Origin of the sequence: Streptomyces sp. NBC_01446, assembly GCF_026340095.1 — a bacterium.
GTDB lineage: Bacteria > Actinomycetota > Actinomycetes > Streptomycetales > Streptomycetaceae > Streptomyces > Streptomyces aureus.
In genome coordinates this window covers 5,425,450-5,441,444 of the sequence record NZ_JAPEPO010000001.1, presented here as the reverse complement: position 1 = coordinate 5,441,444, position 15,995 = coordinate 5,425,450, and the positions used below count along the sequence as shown (strand labels likewise).

Here is a 15,995-nt window from a genome sequence, read left to right as displayed (position 1 = left end):
CGACGGTGCACCGACAACGCCGTAGGCCTTTTCCGCGGGCCTAGACGGACCGCCCGAAGCCGATCGTCGGCACCGCACGCCGCAGGGGCCACGGCCGGCTCACCTCGGGCAGCAGCGCCTCCAGGAAGGCGTACCGGCGCAGGGCCGTGGGCTCCTGGTCGTCGTACGCCTGCACATGCCGCCACCAGGCGGCTATTTCCGACCAGCCGGGCGCGGACAGTGATCCGCCGAACTCCTGCACCGACAGGGCGGCGGTCAGTCCGGCGAAGGCGAGCCGGTCGGCCAGCGGCCACCCCGCGAGGGTCCCGGTCACGAACCCGGCGACGAACACGTCACCGGCCCCGGTGGGGTCGAGGGCGGCGACCTCGATGGCGGGCACGGAGGCGGTCTCCCCGCTCCGGGCGTCCACGGCGTAGGCGCCCTCTGCACCCAGGGTGACCACGGCCAGCGGCACGTGTTCGGCCAGGGCGTGCGCGGCGGCCCGGGGGCAGGACGTACGGGTGTAGCGCATGGCTTCCTCGGCGTTCGGCAGGAAGGCCTCGCAGCGCGGCAGGTCGTCGAGGGAGCTCAGGTCCCAGCTGCCCGTGTCGTCCCATCCCACGTCACCGAAGATCCGCGTCCCGCGTCCCGCGGCCGTGGCGATCCAGGGCTCGCTCACCCCGGGGGCCAGCGACGCGACGGCGGCCCTTGCCTGCGGCGGGCACTCGGGGGCGGCCTCCTCCGGCGGCGGCTCGTGACCGTGGCTGACCATGGTCCGCTCGCCCTCGTACGCCATGGAGACGGTGACGGGCGAGTGCCAGCCGGCGACGGTCCGCGACGACGCCAGGTCGATGCCCTCGCCCTGCTCCAGGCTGTCCCAGCAGTACTCGCCGTAGTGGTCGTCCCCGAAGGCGGCGGCCAGCGACGTCCGCAGCCCGAGCCGCGCGAGGGCGGTGGCCATGTTGGCGACGCCACCGGGGCTGGACCCCATGCCGCGCGCCCAGGACTCGGTCCCCCGCACGGGGGCGCTGTCCAGCCCCGTGAAGATGATGTCGAGGAAGACGGTCCCCGTCAGATAGACGTCGCAGGGCGGATCGGCGGGGGTGCGCAGCCGAGCGAGCGGATCCACATGCGCCGGGTCGTTGGAGTTCACGGTGGGCTCCCCAGAGTGGTGAGGGTCCGCACAGTGTGCCTGATACCCCCCGGACAACGCGCGTAGCACGGCGTACGGAACGGGTGCCGGTGCCCCCGGAACGGTGCCGCGGCCACGGCCCCGGCACCCCGGAAAAACAGACTCGACTACCCCTGCTCCTACCCTCCAAACAGAACGTGGCCCAGATCACACCGGCCCGGCTGTTTTCACCCTCCCCGCGCTTGATACAAATTGGCCGCGCCCCCTCGTATCGCGAGCCCCGGCGCACCCCCCAAATCCCCTTGCCTGTTCAGGCATCCCCGTAATTCCGCATGCCCTGATCCCCGTACACCGCCACGCCTTGGAACGCCCGTGTCCCGCCGCACTCCCCGGCCCCTTGTCGCTCTCTTCACGGCCGGTTATCTGGCCCCGTATCTGCTGCCCACCGTCGTGGGCCGCCTCGGCGACAGCCTCCATCTCCCCCCGGCGCAGGCGGGCCTCATCGGCAGTGCGCTGCTGATGAGTTCGGCCGCGGCGGGCTTCACCTTCGCCGGCCGCGTCGACCGCATGGGCCCCCGCACCCTCGCGAGAGCAGGCCTGCTGCTCGCCGCGCTGGGATACAGCGCGGCCGCGGCGACGTCCTTCGTACCGCTGGTGGTCATCGGCGCGATGGCCGGAGGCTTCGGCTCGGGCACGGCGACGACGGTCGCCGCGACGGGAATCGCAGGGCAGCGCGACCCGCACCGGGCGTCGACGCTGGGACTGCTCAGCGTCTCGGCTCTGGCGGGCGCGCTGTATCTGACGATGCCGCATCTGGGCACCGGTCACGCGCTGCCGTTCGCGGCGATCGCGCTGACGGCGCTGGCGACGTGGCCGGCGACCTCCGGCCTGGAGAGCGGCACCGCCCAACTCCCCACCCCGGCCGGGCAGCCCAGGCCAGCCGGCCCTCTCCCCTTCCGCCGCTCGGGCCTGGTCCTTGCCGCGGCGATGCTCTGCTGGTCGATGGCGCAGAACTCCCTGTGGGGCGTCAGCAGCCGCATCGGCACGGACCAGGCGGGCCTGACGGAGATCACCGTCGGCGCGGTCTTCGCGGTGGCGCTCGGCACGGCGCTCGTGGGCGTGCTCGGCGCGGGGGCGCTCGGGTCCCGGCTCGGCCGCGCCGCCCCGATCGGCGCGGGCACGGCACTGATCGCGTGCTGCATCGTGGTGAGCGCCCGCGCGGACGACCTCACGTCGTTCGCGACCGGTGAGATCGCGTGGAACACGCTGTACCCGGTCGTCCTGTCGTATCTGATCGGCCTGGCCGCGTCCCTGGACCCGCGCGGCCGCTGGGCGGTCCTCGTCGGCTCGGCGGCCTCGCTCGGCACGGCCTGCGGGCCGCTCACCGGCAGCGTCCTCTCGCAGACGGCGGGCTACCCGGCGATGGGCACGACGCTCGCCGTGGCGCTGCTCGTCCTCGCGCTGCCGCTCACGGCGGTGGCGCTGCACACGGGCGGCAGCCCGCTGCTGCGGCCCGGCACGGTCCGCAGGAGGGGCGGCGCCCCCGCCGCCCTGGTGGCCGGTGTGACGGGCGCCCCGGCGGGCGCGGTCCCGCAGATGGGCGCGCCGGAGCAGCCGGTCGTGGAGATCACGGTGAGCACGCCCCAACCGGCCCCGACGCAGGAGGAGTTCTCCACGGCGGGACCGCGGGGCGGTTCGGCGGGGCTCGGTCAGTCGTCGAACGCGAACGCGTCGACCTCGGCGAGGTAGCGCGAGCGCAGCTCCTCGTCGTCGTCGAGGAACGACGCGACGAACGAGTTGCGGGCGAGCTCGCGCAGCCGCTCGTGGTCGAGCGCGAGCGCCTCGTGGACCGCGTGGAAGGTGTCTCCGACGTACCCGCCGAAGTAGGACGGGTCGTCGGAGTTCACCGTGCAGAGCAGGCCGGCGTCCATCATCCGCGGCAGCGGGTGGTCCTCCAGTACGTCGATGGCGCGCAGCCGCACGTTCGACAGCGGACACAGCGTCAGGGGCACCCGGTCCCGCACGAGCCGCTCGACGAGCGCCGGGTCCTCGACGCAGCGGAGGCCGTGGTCGATGCGCTCGACGCCGAGCACGTCGAGCGCCTCCCATACGTACGAGGGGTCGCCCTCCTCGCCCGCGTGGGCGACCTTGCGCAGGCCGAGCGCGCCCGCGGCCTCGTACACCTCGCGGAACTTGGAGGCGGGGTTGCCGACCTCGGCGGAGTCGAGGCCGACGCCCACGATCCGGTCGAGGTAGGGCTTCGCGGACTCCAGGGTCTGCATCGCCGACTCGGCGGACTGGTCGCGCAGGAAGCACATGATGAGCCGGGTGGAGACGCCGTGGCGCTCCACGCTCTTCGACAGGGCGGCGCTCAGGCCCTCGACGACGGTCCCGATCGGCACGCCGCGGGCGGTGTGGGCCTGCGGGTCGAAGAAGATCTCGGCGTGCCGCACGCCCTGCTCGGCGGCGCGCGCGAGATAGGCGTCGGCGAGCTGCTCGAAGTCCTCCTCGGTGCGCAGGACCGCCATCAGGCCGTAGTACAGGTCGAGGAAGGACTGCAGGTCTTCGAAGAGGTAGGCCTTGCGGAGGGCCTCGGTGTCGGGGAACGGCAGGTCGACGCCGTTGCGGGCCGCGAGCTCGAAGGCGAGCTCGGGTTCGAGCGTGCCTTCGATGTGCAGGTGGAGTTCGGCTTTGGGGAGCGAAGCGAGGGACATCAGAGCATGGTACGCCCGGTATTAGATGCGTTTGGGCACCTGGATCCGGTCCAGGTCGCGTGCCACCGTCAGCTCTCCGGTGAAGCCGGCGGCGCGGGCCTGGCGCTCGAACTCTTCGGGGTCGGAGTAGCGCTGACTGAAGTGCGTGAGCACGAGATGCCGCACCCCGCCCTCGGCCGCGACGCGCGCGGCCTGCCCGGCGGTCAAGTGGCCGTGGTCGGACGCCAGTTGGTGGTCGCCGTCGAGGAAGGTCGACTCGATGACGAGCAGGTCGCACCCCTCGGCGAGCTCGCTCACCCCGTCACAGAGCCGGGTGTCCATGACGAACGCGAACCGCTGCCCGCGGCGCACCTCGCTCACGTCGTCGAGGGTGACGCCGCGCAGGGACCCGTCGCGCTGGAGGATCCCCACGTCGGGCCCGGAGATGCCGTGTTCGGCGAGCAGTTTGGGCAGCATGCGGCGCCCGTCGGGCTCCACGAGGCGGTAGCCGTAGGACTCGACGGGGTGGGAGAGGCGCCGCGCGTCCAGCGTGTACGACGGCGTCTCGGCGAGGACGCCGCCCTCGCCGCCCACCGGCTCCTCGGCGAGCGCGACGCTCTCGCGGTACGCGGTGGCGTACCGCAGCCGGTCGAAGAAACGCTGCCCGGAGCGCGGGTAGTGCGCGGTGACGGGGTGCGGCACCCGGTCGAGGTTGATGCGCTGGATGACCCCCGCGAGGCCGAGGGAGTGGTCGCCGTGGAAGTGGGTCACGCACAGCCGGTTGAGGTCGTGCGCGGCGACGCCGGCCCGCAGCATCTGGCGCTGCGTGCCCTCGCCGGGATCGAAGAGGATGCCCTCCCCATCCCAGCGCAGCAGGTAGCCGTTGTGGTTGCGGTGCCTCGTCGGCACCTGGCTCGCGGTGCCGAGCACCACCAATTCCCGTACGGACATGGCGCGTTGTCCGGCGCCCGCTAGCCGGGGGGCCACTGGAGGCCGCGGCCCCCGAGGACATGGGCGTGGGCGTGGAAGACGGTCTGGCCCGCACCGCTGCCGGTGTTGAACACGACGCGGTAGCTGTCGAGCTTCTCCCCGGCGGCGACCTCTGCCGTCTCCCGCAGCATGTCGGCGGCGATCTGCGGCTGGGCGGCGGCGAGGGTCGCGGCGTCGCGGTGGTGGACGCGGGGGATGACGAGGACGTGGGTCGGCGCCTGCGGGTTGATGTCCCGGAAGGCGACGGTGGTCTCGGTCTCCCGTACCAGCGTGGCCGGGACCTCCCCCGCGACGATCTTGCAGAACAGGCAGTCGGCCTGCGGCTCTCCGGCCACGATCACGTCTCCTCACACCGTCCGGTCAGTACGCCGGGAATGCTATCCGGCCCACCGCCACCCGCGACGCCTGCCTCCTACGACAGGCCCTGCGCGCGCCCGCGCGGCTCCGGGAGTTCGGGTGCCGTCCGCGCCGGGTTCTCGGCGAGCGCCGCCAGCGCGATGCGCACGGCCTCGTCGAGCTGCGGGTCGCGCCCGGCCGCGTGGTCCTGCGGGGCGGCGACCACTTCCACGTCGGGGTCGACGCCGTGGTTCTCCAGCCCCCACTCGTAACCGTCCAGCCAGGTCGCGTACTTCGGCTGGGTCACCAACGTGCCGTCGACGAGCCGGTAGCGGCTGTCGATGCCGATGACGCCGCCCCAGGTGCGTACACCGACCACGGGGCCGATCCCGAGCGCCTTGATCGCCGCGTTGACGATGTCGCCGTCGGAGCCGGAGAACTCGTTGGCGACGGCCACCACGGGGCCGCGGGGCGCGTCCATCGGGTAGCTGAAGGGGCGGGAGCCGCGCGGCAGGTCCCAGCCGACGACCCTGCGGGCCAGCTTCTCGACGACGAGCTGCGACGTGTGTCCGCCGCGGTTCTCACGCACGTCGACGATGAGTCCGTCGCGCGCCACCTCGACCCGCAGGTCGCGGTGGATCTGGGCCCAGCCGGGGGCCTGCATGTCGGGCACATGCAGATAGCCGAGGCGGCCGCCCGTCTGCTCGTGGACGTGGGCGCGGCGGTCGACGACCCAGGCGTGGTAGCGCAACGGCTCCTCGTCGGCGACGGGGACGACGACCGCGTGGCGCGGGTCGCCACCGCCGGCCGGGGAGACGGTCAGCTCGACGGGCTTGCCCGCCGTCCCGACGAGAAGCGGTCCCGGACCGGTGACGGGGTCGACGGGGCGTCCGGCCACCGCGATGATCGCGTCACCCGCGCGCACGGCCACCCCGGGCGCGGCGAGCGGCGCGTGGGCGCGCGGGTCGGACGTCTCGGTGGGCAGGACGCGGTCGATCCGCCAACTTCCGTCCTCGTGGCGGGAGATGTCCGCGCCGAGGAGACCTTGCCGCCGGTCGCCGCCGCTCCAGCCGCCGCTCGGTGTGACGTAGGCGTGGGAGGTGCCGAGTTCGCCCTGGACCTCCCACAGGAGGTCGACGAGGTCGTCGTGGGTGGCGACGCGGTCGAGGACGGGCCGGTAGCGCTCCAGGACGCCGTCCCAGTCGACGCCGTCCATGTCCGCGCGCCAGAAGTTGTCCCGCATGAGGCGGCCCGCCTCGTCGTACATCTGCCGCCACTCGGCGACAGGGTCGACGTCCTGGCGGACCCGGCTCAGGTCGACGGTGATGTTGGTGTCGCTGTCGTCGTCGGAGGAGGCGCGCCGGTCGCTCGGCACGACCTTCAGCTTGCCGTCGGTCCACAGCAGGACGCGCTTGCCGTCGCCGCTGACGGCCAGGTGGTCGGCGTCGGAGGCGAGGTGCTCGATGCGCTGCTGGGCGAGGTCGTAGCGTTCGAGCTCGCTCTTGGGGTCGGGGTCGTCGGGGGTGGCCCGGGACGCGCCGAGTACGCCCTGGAGCGGGTGCCGCAGCCACAGGACGCCGTCCTTGGCGGCCCGCAGGGTCGTGTAGCGGGCCGCCTCGACGGGGAACGCGACGATGCGGTCGGCGAGCCCTTCGAGGTCGATACGGGTGGTGGGGGTGCCTTCGCTGTCGGGGGTCTCGGCGGCGGGGCTGTCCGGGGTGTCGAAGGGGCGGCCGTGGCGCTGCGGGCCGAACGGGGACGGCGTCGCCGCGGCGAGCGTGATCAGGTGGGGCCGCGAGCCCCCGACGAACGCGAGGTCGAAGACGTGCTCGTCGTAGACCGGGTCGAAGGAGCGCGCGGAGAGGAACGCGAGGTGTTTGCCGTCGAGGGTGAACGCGGGCGCGTAGTCCCGGAACCGCAGCGGTGTCGCCTCCGTCACCGACAGGTCGGCGGTGTTGGCGAGCTTGAGGTGGCGCAGGGGCGAGGGGCCGGGGTGCGACCAGGCGAGCCAGGCCGAGTCCGGCGAGAAGACGAGACCCGTCACGTCGCCGTCCTCGCTGCGGTCGACCTCCCTGACCTCGCCGCTCTCGCGCTCGACGAGCAGCACACGCCCGTCGTGCGAGGCGACGGCGGCCCGGCTGCCGTCGGGCGCCATCGCGAGGTTCAGTACGCGGCCGAGCTGCCCGGCGGCGAGCCTGCGCGGGGTGGCGCCGGGCGCGATGCCGGTGGCGGGCGCGAACTCCAGGGCGTCGTCGCCCTCGGCGTCCGTCACCCACACCACGTGTTCCTCGCCCTCGACGCGGAAGGTGCGCGGAAGGCGGGCCCGTACGCCGGGTCGGGCGGCCAGCGCGCGGGCGGGCCCGGAGCGGTGGGTGACCCAGTGGACCGCGCCGCGCACCGCGACGGCGCTGCCGCGCGCGGTGTGGTCCGGTGCCGCCGCGCCGAACCAGCGGGCGGCGCTGACGGGGTGGGGCTGAAGGTCGACGCGCTGCCCGCCGAGGCGGACGTCCAGGCGGCGCGGCGCGGCGTCCTCCGCGCCGGCCGCGCTGTCGAGGGCGTCCACGATCCACAGTTCACCGGCCGCCGCGTACACGACGCGTGTGCCGTCGCTCGACGCGTGCCGGGCGTAGAAGCCGTCGAGCGGCGTGTGCCGGCGCAGTGAACTGCCGTCCGCGAGAGACGAGTACAGGGCGCCGACGCCTTCGTGGTCGGACAGGAAGGCGACCCGGTCGCCCACCCACATCGGGTACTCGATGTTCCCGTCGAGCTCCTCGTGGAGGCGGACGAACTCGCCGTCGCCCGCACGGTCGATCCACAGCTTTCCCGCGGTGCCGCCCCGGTAGCGCTTCCACCAGGCGGCCTCGCGGCCCATCGGCGCGGACAGCAGGACGACCTGCCCGCCGGGCCCGCTCACGACGTCGCCCACGGGCCCGTACGGGAGCGTGATGGCGGGTCCGCCGTCGAGGGGTACGGCCCTCGCCCAGCTGCGGCGCAGGGACGCCTGGCCCTGGGTACTGAGCGCGAGGACCTGCCCGTCGGGGGTCCAGCCGCGCACCGTCGTCCTCGAACTGCCCCAGTACGTAAGGCGTTTCGAGGGTCCGCCGTCGACCGGGGCGATGTGCACCTCGGGCGCGCCGTCGCGGGTGGACGTCCAGGCGACGGTGGTGCCGTCGGGCGAGATCCGGGGGTGGCTGACGGGGACGTTGTCGGCGCTGACGCGCCAGGCGCGCCCGCCGTCGAGAGGGGCGACCCAGACGTCGTCCTCGGCGGTGAAGGCGGCCAACTCGCCGTGCAGATGCGGGAACCGGAGATATCCAGAGTGCGCTGTCCGTGTCACCCGATCACCCTAGGCACGCGCACCGTGCCCGGTCAGGGCTTTCGTCACTTGCCCGCGGCAATACGGCTTGTTTCGGCGCCCTGCGGGACCGAAGATCGCTGCGCGCTCAGCCGCCCATCAGCAGCCACTCCTGGAGTTCCACGATGTTGCCCTCGGGGTCCTTGAGGTGTGCGACCCGCATCCGGTCGGTCATCGGAGCGGGCCCGTGGAGAATCTCGGCGCCGCGCGCGACGATCTGCTCGCAGTACTCGTCCAGGTCGTCGACCCGCAGCACGACGAGGGAGCGGTACCCGTCCGGGGCGCCACTCAGATCGCCGAGCACCTGCGCCATCATCGCCCGGTCCTCGAGCGCGATGCCCGCGGAGCCCGCCGCGGGGCTGAACTTCTCGTACGGGCCGTCCTGAGCGCCCGACTGCGGCTTGAGGCCGAGCACGTCCGCGTAGAAGTGGTAACAGGCACGGAAGTCGGTGACGAGGAGTCTGACCTGGGCGAGTTCCACGCGTTCCCCTCGGGGGTTGATCAGGACCAGCGGCCGGTGCGGCCGAGGAGCAGCGCCGTCGCGGCGGTCCCCGCGGTCGACGTACGCAGAACGCTACGCCCGAGCCGGTACGGACGCGCGCCCGCCTCGGCGAACGCGGCGAGCTCGTCGGGCGAGACGCCGCCCTCCGGTCCGACCACGAGGACGATGTCCCCGGCCGTGGGCAGCTCGGCGGTGGCGAGGGCGCCGCTGTCGCAGTCGCGGTCCTCGTGCAGGACGGCCGCGAAGTCCGCCCCGGCGAGAAGCGCCGCCACCTGCTTGGTCGTCGCGGCGTCCGCGACGTCCGGGAAGCGCACCCGGCGGGACTGCTTGCCCGCCTCGCGCGCGGTGGCCCGCCACTTGCCGAGCGCCTTGGCGCCCCGGTCGCCCTTCCACTGCGTGATGCAGCGGGCGGCCTGCCACGGCACGATCGCGTCGACACCGGTCTCCGTCATGGTCTCGACGGCGAGTTCGCCCCGGTCGCCCTTGGGCAGGGCCTGGACGACGGTGATCCTGGGCGCCTGCGCGGGCTCCTCCTGGACGGGGCCCGCCGTGACGACGAGCCGGTCCTTGCCCTCGGCGGCCTCCACGACCGCCTCGGTCCAGCGCCCGCGCCCGTCGGTCAGGACGACGTCCTCACCGGCCCGCAGCCGCTTCACGGATACCGCGTGCCGCCCCTCGGCCCCGTCGAGCACGAACGTTTTGGCGGACGGCACCTCGTCGACGACGAACACCGGCGCCGTCATGCGGCACCCCGCGCGCCCAACGCGTCCTTCGCCTCGGCGAGTTCGGCCGCGAGCACCTCGACGAGCTGGCCGGCGGGCAGCTCACGGGCGAGCCGGTGACCCTGCCCCGCCCACAGCGCCATCCCCTGCGGGTCCCCCGCCTTGGCGGCGGCCTTGCGCAGAGTCGACGTCATGTGGTGGATCTGCGGATAGGCGGCGGGCGCGTACGGGCCGTGCTCGCGCATGAACCGGTTCACGAGGCCGCGCGCCGGGCGTCCGGAGAACGCCCGGGTCAGCTCGGTCCGCACGAACAGCGGGTTGGTCATGGCCTGCTTGTGCAGCAGGTTGGCGCCGGACTCGGGGCAGACCAGGAAGGCGGTGCCGAACTGTCCGGCGTCGGCGCCCGCGGCGAGCACGGCGGCGAGCTGCCCGCCGCGCATGAGGCCGCCGGTGGCGATGATCGGGATCTGCACGGCCTCACGGACCTGGGTGATCAGCGCGATGAGTCCGATGCCGGAGCCGTCCGCCTCCGGGTTGTCCCGGTGGGTGCCCTGGTGGCCGCCCGCCTCGATGCCCTGGACGCACACCGCGTCGGCGCCGGCCCACTGGGCGGCCTGCGCCTCCTCCGGGGTGGTCACGGTGACGCCGGTGAGGGTGCCGACGCGGGCGAGGGAATCGAGGACGTCGCGGCCCGGGCAGCCGAACGTGAAGGTGACGACCGGTACCGGGTCGTCGAGGAGGATCGCGAGCTTCGCGTCGAAGCCGTCGTCGCGGCCGCCGTCCGGGTCGCCGAGCTGCGTCTCGTACCAGGCGGCCTCACCGGCGAGCTGGCTGCCGTAGACGGCGACGGCCGCGGGGTCCGCGTACTCGGGCTGCGGCATGAAGAGATTCACGCCGAACGGCTGGTTGGTCAGCCCCCGTACCTGCTTGATCTCCTGGTACATCCCGTCGGCGGTCTTGTACCCGGCGGCGAGGAATCCGAGCCCGCCGGCCTCCGACACGGCGGCGGCGAGCTGCGGACAGGAGGCACCGCCCGCCATGGGTGCCTGCACGATCGGATAGTGACAGAGATCGGTCAGCGTGGGGGACATGACCGCATCGTGCCACGTCCCCCGGACAAGTCCGAATCCGCCTACCGGCCGTTGAACGCGTCCTTGAGCCGCGAGAACAGCCCCTGCTGACCGGGCTGGAACTGCCCCGTGGGACGTTCCTCGCCGCGCAGCTTCGACAGCTCCCGCAGCACCCGCTCCTGCTCGGCGTCCAGCTTCGTCGGCGTCAGGACCTCGACGTGCACGATGAGGTCGCCACGGCCGCCGCCACGCAGGTGTGTGATGCCGCGCCCGTGCAGCGGGACCGACTGACCGGACTGCGTGCCCGGCCGGATGTCGATCTCCTCCAGGCCGTCGAGCGTCTCGAGCGGCACCTTGGTGCCGAGCGCCGCGGCCGTCATCGGGATGGTGACGGTGCAGTGCAGATCGTCGCCGCGCCGCTGGAAGACGGGGTGCGGCAGCTCGTGGATCTCGACGTACAGGTCACCGGCGGGGCCGCCGCCGGGGCCGACCTCGCCCTCGCCCGCGAGCTGGATCCGCGTGCCGTTGTCGACACCGGCCGGGATCTTCACGGTGAGCGTGCGCCGCGAGCGGATGCGGCCGTCGCCGGCGCACTCCGGGCACGGCGTCGGCACGACCGTGCCGAAGCCCTGGCACTGCGGACACGGCCGCGAGGTCATGACCTGGCCAAGGAAGGACCGCGTGACCTGGGACACCTCGCCGCGGCCGCGGCACATGTCACAGGTCTGCGCGGACGTGCCGGGCGCGGCACCCTCGCCGCTGCAGGTCGTACAGACGATGGCCGTGTCGACCTGGATGTCCTTGGTGGTCCCGAAGGCGGCCTCGTCCAGCTCGATCTCGAGCCGGATCATGGCGTCCTGGCCGCGGCGCGTGCGCGACCGGGGACCACGCTGGGACGCCGTTCCGAAGAACGCGTCCATGATGTCCGAGAAGTTCCCGAAGCCACCGGCGCCGAAGCCTCCGGCCCCGCCTCCGCCCGCCTGCGAGAGGGGGTCGCCGCCGAGGTCGTAGACCTGCTTCTTCTGCGGGTCCGACAACACCTCGTAGGCGGCGTTGATCTCCTTGAACCGCTCCTGTGTCTTCGGGTCCGGATTCACGTCCGGGTGAAGCTCACGGGCCAGCCTGCGGAAGGCCTTCTTGATCTCGTCCTGGGAGGCGTCGCGGCGCACGCCGAGTACGGCGTAGTAGTCCGTGGCCACTTACGACTCCGCCAGGATCTGTCCGACGTAACGTGCCACTGCGCGTACTGCTCCCATCGTTCCCGGATAGTCCATGCGGGTCGGTCCGACCACGCCGAGCTTGGCGACTGCCTCGCTGCCCGAACCGTAGCCGACCGAGACCACAGAGGTTGAGCTGAGTCCCTCATGGGCGTTCTCATGACCGATCCGTACGGCCATGCCCGAATCGTTGACCTCACCAAGGAGCTTGAGGAGCACGACCTGCTCCTCCAGTGCCTCCAGCACGGGCCGGATGGTGAGGGGAAAGTCATGTCCGAAGCGGGTGAGATTGGCGGTGCCGCCGATCATCAGCCGCTCCTCGGTCTCTTCGACGAGCGTCTCCAGCAAAGTGGAGAGCACCGTCGCGACCGTGCCGCGGTCCTCCGCGTCGAAGGACTCCGGCAGGTCCTGCACCAGCTGCGGCACGTCCGCGAAGCGGCGTCCCGCGACCCTGCTGTTGAGCCGGGCCCTCAGATCGGCGAGAGAGGTCTCGCCGAACGGCGCCGGGCAGTCGATCATCCGCTGCTCGACCCGCCCCGTGTCCGTGATCAGTACGAGCATCAGGCGGGCGGCGGCGAGCGAGAGCAGTTCCACGTGGCGCACGGTGGACCGCGTCAGGGACGGGTACTGCACCACGGCGACCTGCCGCGTCAGCTGCGCGAGCAGCCGCACGGTCCGGCCGACGACGTCGTCGAGGTCGACGGCGCCGTCGAGGAAGTTCTGGATGGCGCGGCGCTCGGGCCCCGTCATCGGCTTGACCGCCGTCAGCTTGTCCACGAACAGGCGGTAGCCCTTGTCGGTCGGGATCCGCCCGGCGCTCGTGTGGGGCTGGGCGATGAAGCCCTCCTCCTCGAGCGCCGCCATGTCGTTGCGCACCGTCGCCGGTGAGACGCCGAGGCTGTGCCGCTCGGTGAGCGCCTTGGAGCCGACCGGCTCCTCGGTCCCCACGTAGTCCTGGACGATGGCGCGCAGCACTTCGAGCCTGCGTTCACTGAGCATTCGCGCGCACCTCCAGCTGTGTCGTCCGCGGCTGGCACTCGGTGCGGCCGAGTGCCAATGGTCTCCGAGTCAGTGTACGGCCGGTGGGTACGGGCCCGGCAAGGGCGCTAGCGTCGGGCCCATGGACGACCTGGACTGGAATGCGGTGGGCTGGGAGGAGCTGTCCGCTCGGGCGGGGCGGGTCCGGCTGCCGGGCTGGGACTGCACGACGGGCCTTGTGGTGGGCGACGGGGCGGCGTTGCTCGTCGACACGGGTTCATCACTTCGTGAGGGTGCGGCGCTGCGGGCGGACACCCGGCGCCTCATGGGCCCGCACGCGCGCGTGACGCATATCGCGCTGACGCACCCCCATTTCGACCACGTTCTCGGCACGGCGGCGTTCGCCGGTGTCGAGGTGTACGGCGCCGCGGGCATCGACACGGTGTTCACACGGGGCCGCGACGAGCTGCGGGCGTCCGCGGTGGCGCACGGCGTGCCGCACGAGGAGGCGGCCGAGGCCGCTGACGTGCTCGTCGTGCCCCACCACCGGGTGTGCGGGGAGTGGACGCTCGATCTGGGCGGCGGGCTCCGGGTGCTGCTCGCGAACATGGGCCCGGCGCACAGCGGGCACGACCTGGCGGTCCTGGTACCGGGCACGCCCGAGGTCGTCTTCTGCGGCGATCTGGTCGAGGAGTCGGGTGAGCCGCAGGCGGGCCGTGACGCGGTGCCGAGCCGCTGGCCGGCCGCCCTGGACCGGCTGCTGGAACTGGGCGGTGAAGATGCCGTGTACGTCCCCGGGCACGGAGCCGCGGTGAATGCGGAGTTTGTCCGTGCGCAGCGTGCCGCGCTGGCGGCGCGTTTCGGCGTGTCGTGACCCGCGGACCGCACCTTCTTCCTATCGTCGTTCGAATGCGCCAGTACTCCCCCGACTTCACCCCGCCGTGGAAGAAGCAGCAGGCCGCCCCCGAGGTGGCGGCGGACGTCGATCTCGTGGTCGAGGAGGTCACGACCGGGTTCTGCGGGGCGGTCATCCGCTGCGAGAAGACGGCCCAGGGCCCGACGGTGACCCTGGAGGACCGCTTCGGCAAGCACCGGGTGTTCCCCATGGAGCCGCGCGGCTTCCTACTCGAGGGCCGGGTCGTCACCCTCGTACGTCCTGTGTCCGCCGCGCCCGTACGTCCCGCACGCACGGCCTCCGGGTCGGTCGCGGTGCCCGGGGCGCGGGCCCGGGTCGCGCGGGCCGGGCGCATCTATGTGGAGGGCCGGCACGACGCGGAGCTGGTGGAGCGGGTCTGGGGCGACGACCTGCGCATCGAGGGCGTGGTCGTGGAGTACCTGGAGGGCGTCGACGACCTGCCCGCGATCGTCGCCGAATTCGCCCCCGGGCCCGACGCGCGGCTCGGCGTCCTCGTCGACCATCTGGTGCCCGGCTCGAAGGAGTCACGCATCGCGGCGCAGGTCACCGGCGAGCACGCGCTGGTCGTCGGCCACCCCTACATCGACGTGTGGGAGGCCGTGAAGCCGTCGGCCGTGGGCATCCGGGCGTGGCCCCGGGTACCGCGCGGCCAGGACTGGAAGACGGGCGTGTGCCGGGCGCTCGGCTGGCCGGAGAACACCGGCGCAGCCTGGCAGCACATCCTGTCGCGGGTACACAGCTACCGCGATCTGGAGCCCGAACTCCTGGGCAGGGTCGAGGAGTTGATCGATTTCGTGACGCTGCCCTGACGCTTCCCCGACAGCGACGCCGCCCTGACGGCCGATCGGGCTCAGTCGACGAGGTCGCGGACGACCGCGTCGGCGAGGAGGCGGCCGCGCAGGGTGAGGACGGCGCGCCCGGACTCGTACGGGGCCGCTTCGAGCAGGCCGTCGGACAGGGCCCGGCCCGCGGCGGCGCGGCCCGCCGGCTTCAGCAGCGACAGGGGGCAGCCCTCGAGCAGGCGCAGTTCCAGCAGGATGCGCTCGACGCGCCGGTCCTCGTCCGACAGGAGTTCGCGCCCCGCGCCGGGCGAGCGCCCCTCCGCGAGGCGCCCGGCGTAGGCACCCGGGTGCTTCACGTTCCACCAGCGCACCCCGCCGACGTGGCTGTGCGCGCCGGGACCCGCGCCCCACCAGTCGGCGCCGCGCCAGTACAGCTCGTTGTGCAGGCAGCGCCCGGCGTCCGTGGTGGCCCAGTTCGACACCTCGTACCAGTCGAAGCCCGCCCCGCCGAGGACCTCGTCCGCGATCAGGTAGCGGTCCGCGTGGACGTCGTCGTCCGTCATCGGGACCTCGCCGCGGCGGATGCGCCGGGCGAGCTGGGTGCCCTCCTCGACGATCAGCGCGTACGCCGACACATGGTCGGGCCCGACGCCGATGGCCGCCTCCAGCGAGGCCCGCCAGTCGTCGTCGCTCTCGCCGGGGGTGCCGTAGATCAGGTCGAGGTTGACGTGGTCGAAGCCCGCGGCGCGCGCCTCGGCGACGCAGGCCTCGGGGCGGCCGGGGGTGTGGGTGCGGTCGAGGATCTTCAGGACGTGCTGCTTGGCGCTCTGCATGCCGAAGGAGATCCGGTTGAAGCCGCCTTCGCGGAGGGTCTCCAGATAGGCGGGGCCGACGGACTCGGGGTTGGCCTCCGTCGTCACCTCGGCGTCGGGCGCGAGCCCGAACTCGTCGCGGATCGCCCCGAGCATCCGTACGAGGTCGTCGGCCGCGAGGAGCGTCGGGGTACCGCCGCCGACGAAGACGGTGCGCACCTGGCGCGGGTCGTCGCCGAGGACCTTGCGGGCGAGGCGAACCTCGTCGACAAGGGTGTCCGCGTAGTTGTCGCGGGAGGCGAGCACACCGCCGGAGCCGCGCAGCTCGGTCGCGGTGTACGTGTTGAAGTCGCAGTAGCCGCAGCGCGTGGCGCAGTACGGGACGTGCAGATAGAACCCGAGGGGCCGCTCGGCCGCCCCGGCCAGGGCGGAGGCGGGCAGCGCGCCGTCGTCGGGGACGGGCTCACCGTCGGGAAGTGCGGAAGGCATGGACCTATTGTCCCGCAGCCGT

Annotated in this window: 14 protein-coding genes; 3 read left to right on the top strand and 11 right to left on the bottom strand. The window is 73.0% G+C overall.

Annotation, left to right across the window (positions count from 1 at the left end):
* Positions 1 to 40 precede the first annotated feature (40 nt).
* On the bottom strand, positions 41 to 1,132 hold the full coding sequence (locus OG456_RS24330; protein ID WP_266564380.1) for a carbohydrate kinase family protein: 1,092 nt from the start codon (positions 1,130 to 1,132) through the stop codon (positions 41 to 43).
* A 351-nt stretch (positions 1,133 to 1,483) separates the two neighbouring features.
* On the opposite strand from OG456_RS24330, the gene OG456_RS24325 reads away from it, so the two are divergent.
* A complete protein-coding gene (locus OG456_RS24325) occupies positions 1,484 to 2,860 on the top strand; it encodes an MFS transporter (RefSeq protein WP_266564378.1) in 1,377 nt (458 codons plus the stop codon).
* On the opposite strand, the gene OG456_RS24320 is transcribed toward OG456_RS24325, so the two are convergent.
* From OG456_RS24320 to hrcA, 9 genes are all read right to left on the bottom strand, one after another.
* Positions 2,821 to 3,825, bottom strand: coding sequence for an adenosine deaminase (locus OG456_RS24320; protein WP_266564376.1), 1,005 nt, complete (start codon positions 3,823 to 3,825; stop codon positions 2,821 to 2,823). The genes OG456_RS24325 and OG456_RS24320 overlap by 40 nt on opposite strands.
* Before the next feature lie 21 nt (positions 3,826 to 3,846).
* A complete protein-coding gene (locus OG456_RS24315) occupies positions 3,847 to 4,755 on the bottom strand; it encodes a ribonuclease Z (protein WP_266564374.1) in 909 nt (302 codons plus the stop codon).
* A gap of 20 nt (positions 4,756 to 4,775) precedes the next feature.
* Positions 4,776 to 5,129, bottom strand: coding sequence for a histidine triad nucleotide-binding protein (locus OG456_RS24310; protein WP_266564372.1), 354 nt, complete (start codon positions 5,127 to 5,129; stop codon positions 4,776 to 4,778).
* 77 nt (positions 5,130 to 5,206) lie between these two features.
* Entirely contained in the window at positions 5,207 to 8,467 is a 3,261-nt protein-coding gene (locus OG456_RS24305; protein WP_266564367.1) for a S41 family peptidase, read from the bottom strand.
* Positions 8,468 to 8,573: 106 nt separating this feature from the next.
* Complete coding sequence (locus OG456_RS24300) at positions 8,574 to 8,966, bottom strand: VOC family protein (RefSeq protein WP_266564365.1); 393 nt, start codon at positions 8,964 to 8,966, stop codon at positions 8,574 to 8,576.
* Positions 8,967 to 8,986: 20 nt separating this feature from the next.
* Positions 8,987 to 9,730 carry a 16S rRNA (uracil(1498)-N(3))-methyltransferase gene (locus OG456_RS24295; RefSeq protein ID WP_266564363.1) on the bottom strand — a complete coding sequence of 248 codons (744 nt, stop codon included), beginning with the start codon at positions 9,728 to 9,730 and terminating at the stop codon, positions 8,987 to 8,989.
* Positions 9,727 to 10,800: a nitronate monooxygenase gene (locus OG456_RS24290; protein WP_266564356.1), complete on the bottom strand. Its 1,074-nt coding sequence runs from the start codon at positions 10,798 to 10,800 to the stop codon at positions 9,727 to 9,729. The genes OG456_RS24295 and OG456_RS24290 overlap by 4 nt, the downstream gene beginning before the upstream one ends.
* 41 nt (positions 10,801 to 10,841) lie before the next feature.
* The gene (gene dnaJ, locus OG456_RS24285) at positions 10,842 to 11,978 is read right to left on the bottom strand and encodes a molecular chaperone DnaJ (RefSeq protein WP_116513037.1); all 1,137 of its coding nucleotides are present in this window, start codon (positions 11,976 to 11,978) and stop codon (positions 10,842 to 10,844) included.
* Positions 11,979 to 12,995 (bottom strand): heat-inducible transcriptional repressor HrcA, encoded by a 1,017-nt coding sequence (gene hrcA / locus OG456_RS24280; RefSeq protein WP_266564353.1) that lies wholly within the window; start codon positions 12,993 to 12,995, stop codon positions 11,979 to 11,981.
* Between the two features lie 121 nt (positions 12,996 to 13,116).
* On the opposite strand from hrcA, the gene OG456_RS24275 reads away from it, so the two are divergent.
* Both OG456_RS24275 and OG456_RS24270 read left to right on the top strand, forming a co-directional pair.
* Entirely contained in the window at positions 13,117 to 13,848 is a 732-nt protein-coding gene (locus OG456_RS24275; protein ID WP_266564351.1) for an MBL fold metallo-hydrolase, read from the top strand.
* A 35-nt stretch (positions 13,849 to 13,883) separates the two neighbouring features.
* Complete coding sequence (locus OG456_RS24270) at positions 13,884 to 14,699, top strand: DUF3097 domain-containing protein (RefSeq protein ID WP_266564349.1); 816 nt, start codon at positions 13,884 to 13,886, stop codon at positions 14,697 to 14,699.
* Positions 14,700 to 14,740: 41 nt separating this feature from the next.
* Here the strand turns inward: OG456_RS24270 and hemW are convergent, their stop codons facing one another.
* Positions 14,741 to 15,973, bottom strand: a complete 1,233-nt coding sequence (gene hemW / locus OG456_RS24265; RefSeq protein ID WP_266564347.1) for a radical SAM family heme chaperone HemW — start codon at positions 15,971 to 15,973, stop codon at positions 14,741 to 14,743.
* Positions 15,974 to 15,995: the final 22 nt, after the last annotated feature.

Excerpts from the sequence above, each read along its gene's own strand:
- hemW (WP_266564347.1), bottom strand. The coding sequence starts at position 15,973 with ATGCCTTCCGCACTTCCCGACGGTGAGCCCGTCCCCGACGACGGCGCG.
- OG456_RS24295 (WP_266564363.1), bottom strand. The coding sequence starts at position 9,730 with ATGACGGCGCCGGTGTTCGTCGTCGACGAGGTGCCGTCCGCCAAAACG.
- OG456_RS24315 (WP_266564374.1), bottom strand. The coding sequence starts at position 4,755 with ATGTCCGTACGGGAATTGGTGGTGCTCGGCACCGCGAGCCAGGTGCCG.
- OG456_RS24290 (WP_266564356.1), bottom strand. The coding sequence starts at position 10,800 with ATGTCCCCCACGCTGACCGATCTCTGTCACTATCCGATCGTGCAGGCA.
- hrcA (WP_266564353.1), bottom strand. The coding sequence starts at position 12,995 with ATGCTCAGTGAACGCAGGCTCGAAGTGCTGCGCGCCATCGTCCAGGAC.
- OG456_RS24275 (WP_266564351.1), top strand. The coding sequence starts at position 13,117 with ATGGACGACCTGGACTGGAATGCGGTGGGCTGGGAGGAGCTGTCCGCT.
- OG456_RS24320 (WP_266564376.1), bottom strand. The coding sequence starts at position 3,825 with ATGTCCCTCGCTTCGCTCCCCAAAGCCGAACTCCACCTGCACATCGAA.
- OG456_RS24270 (WP_266564349.1), top strand. The coding sequence starts at position 13,884 with ATGCGCCAGTACTCCCCCGACTTCACCCCGCCGTGGAAGAAGCAGCAG.